Origin of the sequence: Oceanicaulis sp. UBA6590, from assembly GCF_002433705.1 — a bacterium.
GTDB lineage: Bacteria > Pseudomonadota > Alphaproteobacteria > Caulobacterales > Maricaulaceae > Oceanicaulis.
In genome coordinates this window covers 109,911-123,136 of the sequence record NZ_DJIQ01000067.1, presented here as the reverse complement: position 1 = coordinate 123,136, position 13,226 = coordinate 109,911, and the positions used below count along the sequence as shown (strand labels likewise).

At 64.2% G+C, this 13,226-nt stretch carries 15 protein-coding genes; 2 read left to right on the top strand and 13 right to left on the bottom strand.

Translation table 11 applies throughout. From position 1 onward, the window contains the following. The 8 genes from B2Z70_RS14720 to B2Z70_RS14685 form a co-directional block, all read right to left on the bottom strand. The coding region (locus B2Z70_RS14720; protein ID WP_292984305.1) for a PEP/pyruvate-binding domain-containing protein at positions 1 to 747 on the bottom strand (747 nt) is incomplete at its 3' end. A 53-nt stretch (positions 748 to 800) separates the two neighbouring features. After that, a complete protein-coding gene (glyS, locus tag B2Z70_RS14715; RefSeq protein ID WP_292984303.1) occupies positions 801 to 2,963 on the bottom strand; it encodes a glycine--tRNA ligase subunit beta in 2,163 nt (720 codons plus the stop codon). A 29-nt stretch (positions 2,964 to 2,992) separates the two neighbouring features. After that, the gene (locus B2Z70_RS14710) at positions 2,993 to 3,595 is read right to left on the bottom strand and encodes a glutathione S-transferase family protein (RefSeq protein ID WP_009803244.1); all 603 of its coding nucleotides are present in this window, start codon (positions 3,593 to 3,595) and stop codon (positions 2,993 to 2,995) included. Next, positions 3,592 to 4,482 carry a glycine--tRNA ligase subunit alpha gene (locus tag B2Z70_RS14705; RefSeq protein ID WP_292984301.1) on the bottom strand — a complete coding sequence of 297 codons (891 nt, stop codon included), beginning with the start codon at positions 4,480 to 4,482 and terminating at the stop codon, positions 3,592 to 3,594. Before B2Z70_RS14705 ends, B2Z70_RS14710 begins: the two co-directional genes overlap by 4 nt. Before the next feature lie 353 nt (positions 4,483 to 4,835). Continuing rightward, complete coding sequence (locus tag B2Z70_RS14700; RefSeq protein ID WP_292984299.1) at positions 4,836 to 4,982, bottom strand: hypothetical protein; 147 nt, start codon at positions 4,980 to 4,982, stop codon at positions 4,836 to 4,838. 1 nt (position 4,983) lies between these two features. Further along, a complete protein-coding gene (locus tag B2Z70_RS14695; RefSeq protein WP_292984297.1) occupies positions 4,984 to 5,829 on the bottom strand; it encodes a S49 family peptidase in 846 nt (281 codons plus the stop codon). A gap of 39 nt (positions 5,830 to 5,868) precedes the next feature. Then, positions 5,869 to 6,600: a tRNA1(Val) (adenine(37)-N6)-methyltransferase gene (locus B2Z70_RS14690; RefSeq protein ID WP_292984295.1), complete on the bottom strand. Its 732-nt coding sequence runs from the start codon at positions 6,598 to 6,600 to the stop codon at positions 5,869 to 5,871. Then, entirely contained in the window at positions 6,597 to 6,818 is a 222-nt protein-coding gene (locus tag B2Z70_RS14685; RefSeq protein WP_009803239.1) for a putative signal transducing protein, read from the bottom strand. The genes B2Z70_RS14690 and B2Z70_RS14685 overlap by 4 nt, the downstream gene beginning before the upstream one ends. A 215-nt stretch (positions 6,819 to 7,033) precedes the next feature. Here B2Z70_RS14685 and B2Z70_RS14680 point away from each other — a divergent pair, with 215 nt between their 5' ends. After that, on the top strand, positions 7,034 to 7,969 hold the full coding sequence (locus B2Z70_RS14680; RefSeq protein WP_348764598.1) for a polyprenyl synthetase family protein: 936 nt from the start codon (positions 7,034 to 7,036) through the stop codon (positions 7,967 to 7,969). Positions 7,970 to 8,024: 55 nt separating this feature from the next. After that, complete coding sequence (locus B2Z70_RS14675; RefSeq protein ID WP_292984291.1) at positions 8,025 to 9,149, top strand: M14 family metallopeptidase; 1,125 nt, start codon at positions 8,025 to 8,027, stop codon at positions 9,147 to 9,149. Positions 9,150 to 9,289: 140 nt separating this feature from the next. On the opposite strand, the gene B2Z70_RS14670 is transcribed toward B2Z70_RS14675, so the two are convergent. The 5 genes from B2Z70_RS14670 to B2Z70_RS15475 all read right to left on the bottom strand — a co-directional run. Beyond that, on the bottom strand, positions 9,290 to 9,526 hold the full coding sequence (locus B2Z70_RS14670; protein ID WP_009803236.1) for a hypothetical protein: 237 nt from the start codon (positions 9,524 to 9,526) through the stop codon (positions 9,290 to 9,292). 18 nt (positions 9,527 to 9,544) lie between these two features. Then, positions 9,545 to 10,555 (bottom strand): MraY family glycosyltransferase, encoded by a 1,011-nt coding sequence (locus tag B2Z70_RS14665; RefSeq protein WP_292984289.1) that lies wholly within the window; start codon positions 10,553 to 10,555, stop codon positions 9,545 to 9,547. Continuing rightward, positions 10,552 to 11,430, bottom strand: coding sequence for a 4-(cytidine 5'-diphospho)-2-C-methyl-D-erythritol kinase (locus tag B2Z70_RS14660; RefSeq protein ID WP_040613738.1), 879 nt, complete (start codon positions 11,428 to 11,430; stop codon positions 10,552 to 10,554). Before B2Z70_RS14660 ends, B2Z70_RS14665 begins: the two co-directional genes overlap by 4 nt. A gap of 8 nt (positions 11,431 to 11,438) precedes the next feature. Next, a complete protein-coding gene (locus B2Z70_RS14655) occupies positions 11,439 to 13,139 on the bottom strand; it encodes a tetratricopeptide repeat protein (protein WP_292984286.1) in 1,701 nt (566 codons plus the stop codon). 13 nt (positions 13,140 to 13,152) lie between these two features. Then, positions 13,153 to 13,226 (bottom strand): 4Fe-4S dicluster domain-containing protein (locus B2Z70_RS15475; protein WP_414690875.1); only part of this gene is annotated, 74 nt, incomplete at its 5' end.

Sequence of the window (13,226 nt, the reverse complement as noted above, 5' to 3'; positions counted from 1 at the left end):
ATTGCCGAACACCATCGCCTGAACGTTCACCGCCGTGCCCCAGCTGGCGGGGATGTCGTACATGCGGCGATAGGTGATGGCCCGGTCATTCATCCAGGAGCCGAACACCGCCCCGATCGCGCCCCAGAGCTGGTCGCGGGGATCGGTGGGGAACGGGAAATCAAGCGCGCGCTGAACGGCCTTCTTGTACTGCGCGATCACCTCTTCCCACTCTTCAGCGGTGATTTCGGTGTCCAGATTGTAGTCGCGCTCTTCCTTGAAGGTCTCAAGGATCTCCTCGAACGTGGAGTGCGGCACGCCCAGCACCACGTCCGAATACATGGTGATGAAACGGCGATAGCTGTCGAGCGCGAAGCGGCGGTCGCCCGAAAGCTTGGCGAGGCCTTCGGTGGTCTCGTCATTGAGGCCCAGGTTCAGCACCGTATCCATCATGCCCGGCATGGAGGCGCGAGCGCCCGAGCGCACCGAGACCAGAAGCGGGTTGGACGGATCGCCAAACTTTTTGCCGACCTTGGCTTCAAGATCGGCCAGAGCCGCTTCGACCTGATCGTTCAGGTCGGACGGATACTCGCGGTCGTTCTCATAGAAAGCGGTGCACACCGCCGTGGTGAGCGTGAAGCCGGGCGGAACCGGCAGGCCGAGCTTGGCCATTTCAGCCAGGTTCGCGCCCTTGCCGCCCAGAAGATTGCGATCCTCGCGGTCGCCGTCCGCCGAACCGCCGCCGAATGCATAGACCCACTTCGTCATGGGGCTCACCTTCCTGATCGTCAAAACGGAGAAAAGAGCAGACGCCCCCGCGCCTACCCTTCCAACCGTGAGAAATCCGCCACTTGATCAGCTGCTGCGCGAATCCGCGACAACAGCAACAATCTATTGCGACGCACCATAGAATCTTCTGCGTTCACGACAACCGCCTCGAAGAAGGCGTCGACCGGTTCGCGCAGTTGCGACAGCGCCGACATGGCGCCTTCAAAGTCTTCCGATGTCAGAGCAACCGACGCCACCTCGTCCGCGCCCTCAATGGCCGCGATCAGCGCGCGCTCTTCAGCGGCGTCCGCAGTCTTGGCGATGGCGATCATCAGGGCGGCGTCCGTGTCCTTATCCGAGCCGGAAACAGCTTCGGCGCGGGCCGATGCAAGATCGAAGCCCTTCTTCTCTTCCGCCGTCAGAATGTTCGCCGCCCGGCGATAGCCCTGCAGCAGCGCCTGACCATCGTCTGAATTCATGAAGGCCTGCAGCGCGCGGGCTTTCTTCGTGACGCGCACGAGGTCGTCATCACCCAGGGCGAACACGGCGTCGATGACGTCATGCTTCACGCCTTCGTCCTTGAGGTGGACCTTCAGGCGGTCGGCAAAGAAGGCGAGGAGGTCATTGAAGAGAGCCTTGCCAGCTTCTTGAGCTGCGATTTCGACAGTGTCGCTAGGCACGCTAGAGCCACGCACATCAATTCGTGACCTCGCGTTGAGCAATATCGCCCACAGCTCAGGGCGATAATCCCCATCCAGCAAGATCCGGATCACTCCCAGCGCCGCGCGGCGCAGAGCGAACGGGTCTTTGGAGCCGGTCGGTTTTTCATCAATCGCCCAGAAGCCCACCAACGTATCCAGCTTATCCGCCAGCGCGACGGCGGCGCTGACCGGCGCGGTCGGCACGTCGTCAGACGGGCCTTGCGGCTTGTAATGATCCTTGATGGCGTCGGCGATCTGGGGATCAAGGCCGGCGTCGAGCGCGTAATAACGACCCATCGCGCCCTGAAGCTCGGGAAATTCATAGACCATCTGGCTGACGAGATCGGCCTTAGCCAGACGCGCGGCCGTCTCGGCCATGTCCGCATCTGCGCCCACGACCGGCGCCAGCTCACGCGCCAGCTTGGCGACGCGCTCGACCTTGTCGGCCACCGTGCCCAGCTTTTCGTGGAAGGTGACCTTGGAAAGCTCGGAGGCCATCGCCTCAAGCCCGGTCTTGCGGTCGAGATCCCAGAAATGGCGGGCGTCTGAGAGGCGGGCGGAGAGCACGCGGGCATTGCCCGCCGCAATCGCCTTGCCGCCATCGGGCGCGTCCTGATTGGCCAGAACCACGAATTTGCTGGTCAGCTGTCCGGACTTGGGATCGCGCACCGCGAAGTATTTCTGGTGCGTCTTCATGGTCAGCGCGATGACTTCGGGCGGCAGGTCGAGAAAGTCCGGATCCATATCCCCGAGGATCGGCGCGGGATGCTCAACGAGCCCCGTCACCTCTTCCAGAAGCCCCTGATCCTCGATCAGCTCCAACCCTGCCTCTTCACAGACACGGCGGGCGCCGTCGAGCACCAGCTGCTTACGCTCATCCCGGCGCAGGATCACACCGTTCTTGCGCAACTTGGCATCGTAATCGGCGAAGTCCGTCACCGAGAACGGGCCGGAGCCGTGAATGCGGTGGCCGTCGGTGACATCGCCGGACGTAATGCCGAAAACCTCGGTCTTGATGACCTGACCGTCGAGCAAAGAGATCAGCGAGCGCAGCGGGCGCACCCAGCGCTGGGCCGTCTCGCCCTCGCCGAACTTCATGGATTTGGGCCAGGGGAAGCTCTTGAGGATGTCGGGGATGGCTTCAGCGATCACCTCGGCCGTATCCCGCCCCGGCTTCTCGATGACGGCGATATAGAAGCTGCCCTTCTTGCCCTCTTCGATCTTGCACTGATCAAGGCTGGTGATCCCGGCGCCGCGCATGAAGCCTTCGAGCGCCTTTTCCGGCGCATCGGTGCGCGGACCCTTGCGTTCCTCGCGCACATCCTCGGTCTTCAGCGGCAGCCCCTCGATCACGAGACCCAGACGACGCGGGCCGGAGAAGGCCTCAAGGCTGTCCCATTTCAGGCCCGCCTCTTTCAGGCGGTCCGACATCAGACGGGCAAGGTCTTCCTCTGCACGCGCCTGCATGCGCGCGGGGATTTCCTCGCAGAAGATTTCAAACAGAAACTGGGCCATGGGGAGGTGTGATACTCGGAAGGTCTGTGTCAGGAATTCTGGGTGGCGAAGGCGCGCTGGAAGGCGGGCCGCTCCGTCATCCGCTGGGCGTAGGCGCTCATGGCCGGGGTCTTGGGGAACATGCCGAACTGCATCGCCCAGTTCACCGCCCCGCCCACAATCAGGTCCGCCGCGGTGAACCAGTCACCGAACAGATACGGGCTCGCCAGCGACAGGCGGTTCTCCAGAACCCGCGCCACAAGCTGGACATTGCCCCAGCCGGCCGAGCGTTGATTGGTCTCGAACTTCATGCCCGCCTGCAGCATAGCCGGCTCGATGGAGGCGGCCTGGAAAACGATCCAGCGCAGATACTCGCCCCGGCGCGGATCATCGATTTCCGGCGCCAGATTGGCGTTGTCCTTGTACTTGTCCGCCAGATAGAGCGCGATGGCGACCGTTTCGGTCACGACCGTGTCGCCATCCACGATCACCGGGATCTTGCCCATCGGGTTCAGCGCCAGAAAGCTTTCCGACCGCATGGAGCCGTCTTCATAGTCGACCGGCTTGAGGTCGTAGGACACGCCGAGCTCTTCCAGCAGCCACAGCGTCATCACCGCCCGCGATTGCGGGTTGTAGTACAGATGCACGGTCATGCCGCCTGCTCCTCGCGTTGTTTTTCAAGCGCCACCCAGGCGCTGGCGCAGCCCTTGGCCAGTTCGCGCACCCGCGCGATCCAGCTGGCGCGCTCGGCCACCGAGATCGCCCCGCGCGCATCCACCAGATTGAAGAGGTGCGACGCCTTCAGGCACCAGTCATAGGCGGGCAGCGGCAGCGGCGTCTCCAGCGCCAGCAGCGCCTGACACTGTTTCTCTGCGTCCGCGAACCATTTGATCAGCATGTCCACATTGGCATGCTCGAAATTGAAGGTCGATTGCTGGCGCTCGTTTTCCAGGAACACGTCGCCATAGCTCATCCCGGCGCCGTTGAAGTCGAGGTCGTAGACGTTCTCGACGCCCTGCACATACATGGCGAGGCGTTCCAGACCATAGGTCAGCTCGCCTGAAACGAGCTCCACATCAAGACCGCCAACCTGCTGGAAATACGTGAACTGGCTCACTTCCATGCCGTCACACCACACTTCCCACCCGAGACCCCAGGCGCCCACCGTGGGGTTCTCCCAGTCATCTTCCACAAAGCGCACATCATGCAGCTTGCGATCTATGCCGATGGCGTCGAGCGAGCCCAGATACAATTCCTGTAGATTGGCCGGGCTCGGCTTCAGCAGGACCTGGAACTGGTAATAGTGCTGCAGGCGGTTGGGGTTCTCGCCATAGCGGCCATCGGCGGGACGACGCGAGGGCTGCACATAGGCCGCCCGCCAGGGCTTGGCGCCCAGAGACCGCAGCGTCGTCGCCGGGTGCAGCGTGCCCGCGCCCACTTCGGTGTCATAGGGCTGCAGAATGGCGCAGCCCTGATCGGCCCAATAGCGCTGAAGGATGAGGATCAGATCCTGAAAGCTCGGGGCTTGTGAAGCGGTCATCGGCGGGCGTCCGGTCGGCAGTTTTCAAGGAAAGCGCCCGACAGGAAATCGCGGACGCAAAAGCGCGCGCGACACTAGGCCCGCCAGCGCCCCCGATCAAGCAAGAGGGGCGGTGAGAGCGGTGATCCCTTCTGAATTCCCGAGCGAACAGCGCGAGGCCCGGAAAATGCCTCCGCTTAAGCGCTCTATCCTGCATGAGGCCCCAGCTCTGAACTGCGCTTGGCCGGGATTTCAGCATTTATGTGTGTCATCCCGGCCTTGAGCCGGGATCTGCCCGTTTCATTTCTGTGATCAGAATAGAGAGCTTTCGGTAGATCCCGGATCGCTTCGCGTCCGGGATGACAAGGAAAACCCTACACTCGCCCCTCGCGCTCAAGCTTGCGCCGGACCGCTTCGGCAGCAGCGTCCGCGGTCTTGTCGCGGCGGGTTTTGGCGGGACGGGTGAAGAAGATGAAGGCGATCACCGCGCCCGCCGCCAGCAGAAGCGTCAGCTCCAGCATTCTAGAGCCCGAAGCGCGCCCAGACTGCGCGCAGTTCAACGCCATCGAGCGCCGCGCCGAACAGACGCGAGAGCGGGCCTTGGCGGGCGGGGCTGAACACTTTCACGCGCACATCCTCGCCAAAGCGGGAGCGAACGACGCTGCGCAGATCGCCGATTTCGTCGGCGATGCCGTTCTGGAGGGCTTCGGTTCCGGTAAAGACCGAGCCGTCAAACAGCTCCTCGCCCTCTTGCGGATTGAGCTTCTCGCCCCGGCGCGATTTGACGAGCTCGATAAACTGGCCGTGCACGGTGTTGAGCAAACGCTCCATGCGTTCTTTCTGGGCGTCGGTCTCGGGCGAGAACGGATCGGCGATCAGCTTGCTCTTGCCCGCGGTCTTCACCCGGCGCTCGACGCCGAGTTTCTCCATCGCCTCGGTAAAGCCGAAGCCCGCATTGATGACGCCGATGGAGCCGATGATGGTGGCGGGGTCGACGAAGATCTCATCGGCTGCAATCGCCAGGAAGTACCCGCCGGACGCGGCCACATCCTCACAGAAGGCGAGCACGGCCTTGTCCTTCTCATTCGCCAGCGCGCGGATGCGCTCATGGATGAGGCGCGACTGCACCGGGCTGCCGCCGGGTGAGTTGATCAGGAGCGCTACGGCGGACGCGTCCGTCATCGAGAAGGCTTTCTCGATCTGTTTCTCCACCCGCTGCAGGTTCAGGGCGTTGGCGTTGCGCCCGCCCGACATGATCACCCCTTCCAGCCGGATGACCGGCACCACGGGCTTGTCCATGCCCAGAAGGCTGATGACGGCCTGGCAGGTCTTGTCCCAGGCCGATTTCAGAGTGTCTTTTGCTGACATTGTTTTGCGTCTCCAACCAGATAGGAGAGAGGTGGGGTGTCAGCGGCGAAACTCAAGCCGCGCCTCGCCCCGGAAGATCGCATCCGCTTCCGCCGTGAAACCGGTCCCGCCCGCTTCATGCAGGACCAGCGGCGGCCGGAGCTGTAGTCGCCCTTTGGCGGTTTTCGTCGCCTGCACCAGGACGCGCTTGGCGGGCTCGTCCGCGTGCGCCTGAACGGGAAGCACGTTCACCGCCCCCGCCCGCCCCTTCAGCGCCACCAGAATGTCATCCAGCCGGTCCGCCCGTTGAATGACCGTGAGGACGCCGCCCGATCTGAGACGGCGCAAGCCCGTATCGATCCAGGCTGCCAGCCCTGCATCCGACATCCAGGCGGGCGACTTGCCCGCCTTGGGCGCACGCAGGGCGGACGGATCATCAAAATAGGGCGGGTTGAAGAAGACGGCGTCCAGCTCGCGCTCGTCGCGATAGGCCAGCGCATCCCCTTCCGAAACCCGGACCCGGCCTTCCATTCGGTTGAGCGCCACATTGTCCTGCGCCAAGGCCGCCGCTCTCGGGTCCAGCTCGACGCCCGTGAGCTCCACATCCTCATAGAGCGCCGCCGCTCCCAGAAGCGCCGCGCCGGCGCCGCAGCCAAACTCCATGGCGCGCTGACCTGCTTTGAGATTCAGCGCCGCGACCAGCACGGCCGCGTCCATTCCGGCCCGATAGCCGTCTTCAAGCTGGTACAGGCTGATCTTGCCGCCAAGAAAGGCGTCCGGCGTCTGCTTCACGTTTCCTGATCATCCTTGAGCGCTTCGGCCAGCAGGGCCTTGGCGCGATCCCGGTCCTGCTCTCGCACGAGAATCCGACGCTTGATCCAGGGCAAGGCTCCGCCAAAGGTCGAGGCGGTCTGCTCGTCCAGCGTCACCGCCTCGATCCCCGCCTCCTTGAGGACGGCCTGCGCGAAACTGAGTTTCACGGGATCGTTTGTCGCAAGCACTTCGATCATTCCGGTCTCCGACCTATATGCGTGTTCACCTATAATGAACTGTCCAATGCGTTGGCACAGCGTCGCGTGCTTGCCGCTTCAGGGGGCGCTCCCTATTGTGCGGCGCGCTGAACGAGAACATCAAGGGGCTCGGGGTGAACGGACTCCCTCAGGCAGACATTCAGGCAGAACCGGTCAATCCGGTGATCCGGCTGGCCACGCTCGCCAGCGATGACATGGCCGCCGTGGAGGCCGTGATCGAGGAACGTATGGCCAGCGCCACGCGCTCCATACCCCAGACTGCAGACTATCTGGTCGCCGCTGGCGGCAAGCGCATCCGCCCCCTGATCACCGTCACCGCCGCCCGCATGCTGGGCTATGAGGGCGACGGGCATGTCTCCCTCGCGGCGGCCGTTGAGTACATCCATTCGGCCACGCTGCTGCATGACGATGTGGTCGATGAAAGCGAGCTGCGCCGGGGCAAGGCGCCCGCCAACACCGTCTGGGGCAACGCCCATTCGGTTCTGGTCGGCGATTTCCTGTTTGCGCGCTCCTTCATGATGATGGTCGACGCCGGCTCCATGGACGCGCTCCATGTCTTGAGCCGCGCCGCTTCGGTGATCGCCGAGGGCGAGGTGCGCCAGCTGGCCGCCGTGCGCAATATCGACATCAGCCGCGATGAATACATGAGCATCATCGATGCGAAGACCGCGGCCCTGTTCTCCGCCGCCGCCCAGGTCGCTCCGATCCTTCACGGCTCGGACAAGGCGATCGAAGACGGTCTGGAGACCTATGGCCGCGAACTGGGTCTCGCCTTCCAGCTTGTGGACGATGCGCTTGACTATGGCGGCATGGCCGCAGAGCTGGGCAAGAACACCGGCGACGATTTCCGGGAAGGCAAGATCACCCTGCCCGTCGCGCTCGCCATGGAAAACGCCAGCGCCCGCGAACGCGCGTTCTGGAAACGCGTCATCAGCGACGGCGAGCAGACCGACGCCGATTTCGACGAGGCGCTCGCCATCCTGAAGAAACACGGCGCCCTCGACGCAACGCTTGAAGCCGCCCGCACGCACGCCGCGAACGCGGTCAATGCGCTCAACATCGCGCCGCAGAACGAATGGACCGAGGCGCTGGCCGCCCTTCCAGAGTTCGTTGTCGAGCGCGCTTACTAATCAGACGGGCGGCCTTGGCCGCCCTTTTCACATCCGCAGCTCACAAAGGTCCGCCATGCGCATCTCCAGCCAGTTTGATTCCGGCAATATCGTTGTGAAGTCCGCCGCTGATCCCAGGGACATCCGCCTTGAGATCCGAAAGGACAATGGCTCGGATTTCTATCAATGGTTCCATTTCCGCCTGTCGGGCGCGAAGGGCCAGACCTGCCGCATGGTGATCGAGAACGCCGGCGGCGCGGCCTATCTCGATGGCTGGGACGGCTATCAGGCCGTCGCGTCCGAAGACCGCGAAAGCTGGGAGCGGATTGAGACGTCCTATGCCGACGGAGAGCTGATGCTCACTCTCACTCCCGAAGCGGACGCGGTGTGGATCGCGTATTTCGCGCCCTATTCCATGGCCCGTCATGACGCCTTGATCGCGGCGTGCCAAGCCGATCCGCGCGTGACGCTCGATGTGATCGGGGAAACCCTGGACGGTCGTGACATGGACCGCCTGATTGTGGGCGAGCCGGGCGAGGGCAAGAAGACGCTGTGGATCACCGCGCGCCAGCACCCGGGCGAAAGCATGGCCGAATGGGCGGCCGAGGGCCTTCTGGAACGCCTGCTGGATGACACTGATCCGGTGGCGCGCGATCTGCTGTCAAAAGCCGTCTTCCACATCGTGCCGAACATGAACCCGGACGGGTCCTTCCGCGGCCATCTGCGCACGAACGCCAAGGGCGTGAACCTCAACCGCGAATGGGACAAGGCGAGCGCGGAAAACTCTCCCGAAGTCAAATGCGTGCTCGACGCGATGGAAGAGACAGGGGTCGACTTCTTCCTCGACATGCATGGCGATGAGGGCCTGCCCTACAACTTCATTGCGGGCGCCGAAGGCGTGCCGGGCTGGACGGATGCTGACCAGAAGAAGCTCGACGGCTACAAGGCGGAGCTCAAACGCTTCAACCCCGATTTTCAGACCCAGTTCGGCTATAAGGTCGATGCGCCGAACAGCGCCGACCTCTCCATCGCCACCCACTGGATGCGCCATCATTTCGGCTGTCTCGCCATGACGCTGGAAATGCCCTTCAAGGACAATGCGGACATGCCGGACACGATCTATGGCTGGTCGCCCGAACGCTCCATGAAGCTCGGCGCCAGCCAGCTCGACGCCATCCGCGCGATGCTGGATCGGCTGTAGGTTCTATGCCGCTACGGACCATGCCTTCCCACTTTGTCATCCCGGCCCTGAGCCGGGATCTACTTCAGGCGTCTCTGTGATCAGAATAGAGTGATTTCGGTAGATCCCGGATCGCTGCGCGTCCGGGATGACAATTGGTATTACGAGTGAGGGAGTTCAGAAGGTTCGTAGCGGCAAGTTTCGTACTCTTCTGGGCTCATTGGGGCTGAAGTCCCCCGTTGTTCGTCTGAGCATTCACAAACCTGAGCCTCTTCGACCCAGCGACCACCACCATCAAGGCAAGCATCCATCGGGTCGTAGATCATCAGAGCCACCCCAACGACACAAGCAATCAGCAACATGGCCAAGAGCATCAGTGCCAGGATCAACCTGTTCATCGAAGCCTCCTGATCCAGCTACCGCCCGACAACCCGCCCGACCGAGACGTGCAAGCCGGTCAGGACGACCACCCAGACCGCGAAGACCAGCGGCACGCCGCCGTCCATGATCTGTGCGGCGAGAAGCCCCGTGAGCCCGATTACAGCCGTCAGCCCGGCATAGACCAGCGCGATCGTCTGATGGCTCCAGCCGCTATCAATCAGGCGCTGATAGGCATGCTCGCGATGCGCCGACAGAGAGAAGCGGCCATGCCGCGCCCGGCGCAAGAGTGTCAGCAGCACGTCGGCCAGAAAGACCAGCACCAAGAGCGGCGCAAGCCAGAGCGTGCCGGAAAAGCCGTGATTGACGAGCGCCAGCGCTCCGCCGGCGTAGAGCGCGCCGGCGCCCAGCGCGCCCACATCCCCGGCAAAGAGCTTCGCAGGCGGCCAGTTCAGCAGCACGAAGCCCGCAAGGCTCGCGGCCAGCAGCACCCCTGTGATGACGCTGGTCATCACGCCCGCCGCAAGGCCCGCCAGAGCCAGCGCGATGCCTGCGGGGATCATTACCGCGGCGAGAATGCCGTCCGAGCCATCCATGAAGTTCACAGCGTTCACAACGACAAAGACAAAGAGCGCCGAGCCGATCCAGCCGACCAGCGGCGGCAGCGCAAAACCCAGCTCATAGGTCAGCCCAAAGCGGGTGACGGGCCCGGCCGCAGTCACCATCGCCAGACAGAAAATGATGAAGGCGGCGAGCTTCAGGCGCTCATCGAGCACGAACAGATCATCAAGAAAGCCAAGAAACGCGAACATCAGGGTCACCGCCAGCACGCCGCCCAGCGCACCCGCGCCCAGCGGGAACAGGCTCGCGATGATCGCACCCGCCCCCATGCCCGCCAGCACGCCCAGCCCGCCCCCGCGCGGCGTGGGCGCGCTATGGCTCGACCGGGCGTTGGGGAAATCGAGAATGCCGCCCTTCAGGACGAGGAAGGAGACAATCAGGCTGACCAGCCCGGCGCTCGCCGCCATGGCGATCACCGCCCCGCTCACGCCGCGCCCCCGAAGACCACGGCCTTTGCCGTCCAGTCCGCATGTTCGCGCGCAATCACGTCGGCGCCGGCCTGGGCGGCGTCTGCAGTCTCGAACAGCGCAAAGCAGCTGGCGCCAGAGCCGGACATGCGCGCCAGACGCGCGCCGGGTTGAGCGGACAGCACATCAAGCGCCGTCTGGATCACCGGCGTCTGCGCGATGGCGGGCGCCTGAAGGTCATTGCCATCCAGCAGAAGGCGGTCGATGGCGTCATCCAGCGTGCCGGCGATCATCGGCTTGCCTGGCATGAGCCGGCCCGGCTCGGTCGCGTCATACGCCTTGAAGACGGGCCCTGTCGGCACCGGCGCGCCGGGATGCACGATCACCCCATGAAGGGCGGGCCAGGCGATCAGCGGGGTCACCCGCTCGCCAATTCCTTCCATCCGCAGAGGCCGCGCATGCACGCAGGCGGGCACATCCGCGCCCACAACCGTGCCGATCTCGGCGAGTTGCTTGATCGAGAAACCCAGATCCCAGACCCGGTTGAGAAGGCGCAGGGCGGCGGCGGCGTCTGACGATCCCCCGCCCAGCCCCGCGGCAACGGGCAAATGCTTGTCGAGGGTCAGCGTCGCGCCCAGCTCGGGCTTGTCGGCGGCGGCGCGCAACGCATAGGCGGCCTTGAGCACCAGATTCTGCGGATCGGCCTGCAATCCCTCAGCGCCCGGCCCGGTCAGGCTGAGCGTCAGCGTCTCGGCAGGCAGCGCCCGGAGCTGATCGCTCCAGTCCGCGAACACCACAAGGGACTCAAGCGGATGATAGCCATCGGCGCGCGGTCCGCCGACACGCAGGGTGAGGTTGACCTTGGCGGGGGCGAATTCTGTGGCGGCGTCCGTCATGACGTCGCTCATGGCAGATCGGGCGGCCCGGCGTCCAGTCCCAGCTCCAGCCGCCGTTCGACCAGCGCGCGCTCGTCTTCATCGAGATCCAGCTCCAGCGACCGGCGCCATTGAAAACGGGCTTCCAGCGTGCGCCCTGCGGCGGCGTAGGCGTCGCCCAGATGCCAGTTATTGGTGCCGCTGTCGGGGCTGAGCGTGACCGCCCGTTCCAGCCAGTAGATCGCCTCGTCAACATGGCCGAGCTTGAACTGGCCCCAGCCCAGCGAGTCCACGATGGCGCCATTGGACGGCTCAAGCGAGACGGCCCTCTCAACCATTTGAAGGCCGCGCTCCATCTGCTCGCCCTCGACGATCAGGTTATAGCCCAGATGATTGAGCAGCATGGGTTCGTTCGGAGCCAGATCAAGCGCCTCTTCGAACAGGGGCGCCGCAGCGTCCCAGCCGTCTGCGATCTCCACACAGGCCGCATGATAGAAGACAAAGCGCCAGTCCGGCTGACCGCGTTCCGCAGCTGCTTCAGAGACGCGGGCATAGATCGGAATGGCCTCGCCGCACCGGTCGGTGACGCGCAGCATGTCGGCCAGCAAAAGCTGTCGGGACTGGCTCGGCGTGTCTTGGACCAGCGCCCGCGCTTCCTGCACCAGCGACTCGCGCTGATCCATGCGGAATTCCAGCCAGAGGCGACTGACCAGAACCTGCTCCAGAAGCGGTCCGTCATCAATCTTGCGATACTCGTCGACCGCCGCCTCGCGCAGATCGAGCGTATCCAGGAGCTGCGCGATGGTCAGCGTATTGTAGTCGAACCCGGGGTCCAGACGCTGAACCACGCGCAGAAACAGCACGGTGTATTCCCCGGACGCCCGGTTGCTGATGAGCGAAGCGGGCGGAAACAGCGCCCGCGCTGCGGCCTGACGGGGCGTGTACATGCGCGGCGCGCGCCCGCCCCGGTCGACCCGCGACAGCGCCGCTGCAATATCCGAACGCTCGGCGCCGGGCCCCTCCAGAGCACTGGCGTACAAGGAGCGCGCTTCATCACGCCGTTCCTGACGCTCCAGGAAAGCGCCGTACATCAAGGTGTTGAACGCTCTCAGGCCCGGCACGCCCGCCAGCGCTTCCCGGTAGGCGGCATCCGCCGCATCATCCTGTCCCAGATAGTCCAGGACCAGCGCGCGATGCATCTGTTGCTGGGCGGGGATCATGTCCTCGCTCTCAAGATGAATGCGGGTTTGCGTCCAGGCCGGTGCGTCACCGCGCGCCAGACCGTCCCAGTCAGACAGCACAGTGCTGACCAGCGTGGAGAAGGGCCCGATGGGCGCCGTGCCGATCCGGGCCGCCTCACGTCCGCGACCCAGCTGGATCACGCGCCAGTAAAGCTCTGCAATCTGGGCGGTTTCAGGATCATTCGCCGCGGCTTCCGCCGCCGCATCCGCATGATCGAAATCGCCCGCGATCAGAGCCGCAAAGAATGCGCGTTGGGAGATCAGGCCCGATTCCGGCGCTCGCTCGAGCGCGTCGGCATAATACGCGGCGGACGCATCAAGCTCGCGGGAGGCGCCAGCATACCGCGCCGCCAGATAAGAGCCATAGGCCGATCCGTGCTCATCGCGAAAGATGGGATAGGGCGCACTGACGCACGCGCTGAGAGACAGCCCCAGCCCGAAAGCCAGGACCGATCTCAACGCGGCGCGAAAGCCGGGTGCGGGGCGCATGCTCGCCCCGCCCTTACATGTTCGGATAATTGGGACCGCCGCCGCCTTCAGGCGTGGTCCAGTTGATGTTCTGGTTCGGATCCTTGA

Coding starts and splice junctions, on each gene's coding strand:
- glyS (WP_292984303.1), bottom strand. CDS start 2,963: ATGGCCCAGTTTCTGTTTGAAATCTTCTGCGAGGAAATCCCCGCGCGC.
- B2Z70_RS14710 (WP_009803244.1), bottom strand. CDS start 3,595: ATGACCGTGCATCTGTACTACAACCCGCAATCGCGGGCGGTGATGACG.
- B2Z70_RS14705 (WP_292984301.1), bottom strand. CDS start 4,482: ATGACCGCTTCACAAGCCCCGAGCTTTCAGGATCTGATCCTCATCCTT.
- B2Z70_RS14700 (WP_292984299.1), bottom strand. CDS start 4,982: ATGCTGGAGCTGACGCTTCTGCTGGCGGCGGGCGCGGTGATCGCCTTC.
- B2Z70_RS14695 (WP_292984297.1), bottom strand. CDS start 5,829: ATGTCAGCAAAAGACACTCTGAAATCGGCCTGGGACAAGACCTGCCAG.
- B2Z70_RS14685 (WP_009803239.1), bottom strand. CDS start 6,818: ATGATCGAAGTGCTTGCGACAAACGATCCCGTGAAACTCAGTTTCGCG.
- B2Z70_RS14680 (WP_348764598.1), top strand. CDS start 7,034: ATGGCCGCCGTGGAGGCCGTGATCGAGGAACGTATGGCCAGCGCCACG.
- B2Z70_RS14675 (WP_292984291.1), top strand. CDS start 8,025: ATGCGCATCTCCAGCCAGTTTGATTCCGGCAATATCGTTGTGAAGTCC.
- B2Z70_RS14670 (WP_009803236.1), bottom strand. CDS start 9,526: ATGAACAGGTTGATCCTGGCACTGATGCTCTTGGCCATGTTGCTGATT.
- B2Z70_RS14660 (WP_040613738.1), bottom strand. CDS start 11,430: ATGACGGACGCCGCCACAGAATTCGCCCCCGCCAAGGTCAACCTCACC.
- B2Z70_RS14655 (WP_292984286.1), bottom strand. CDS start 13,139: ATGCGCCCCGCACCCGGCTTTCGCGCCGCGTTGAGATCGGTCCTGGCT.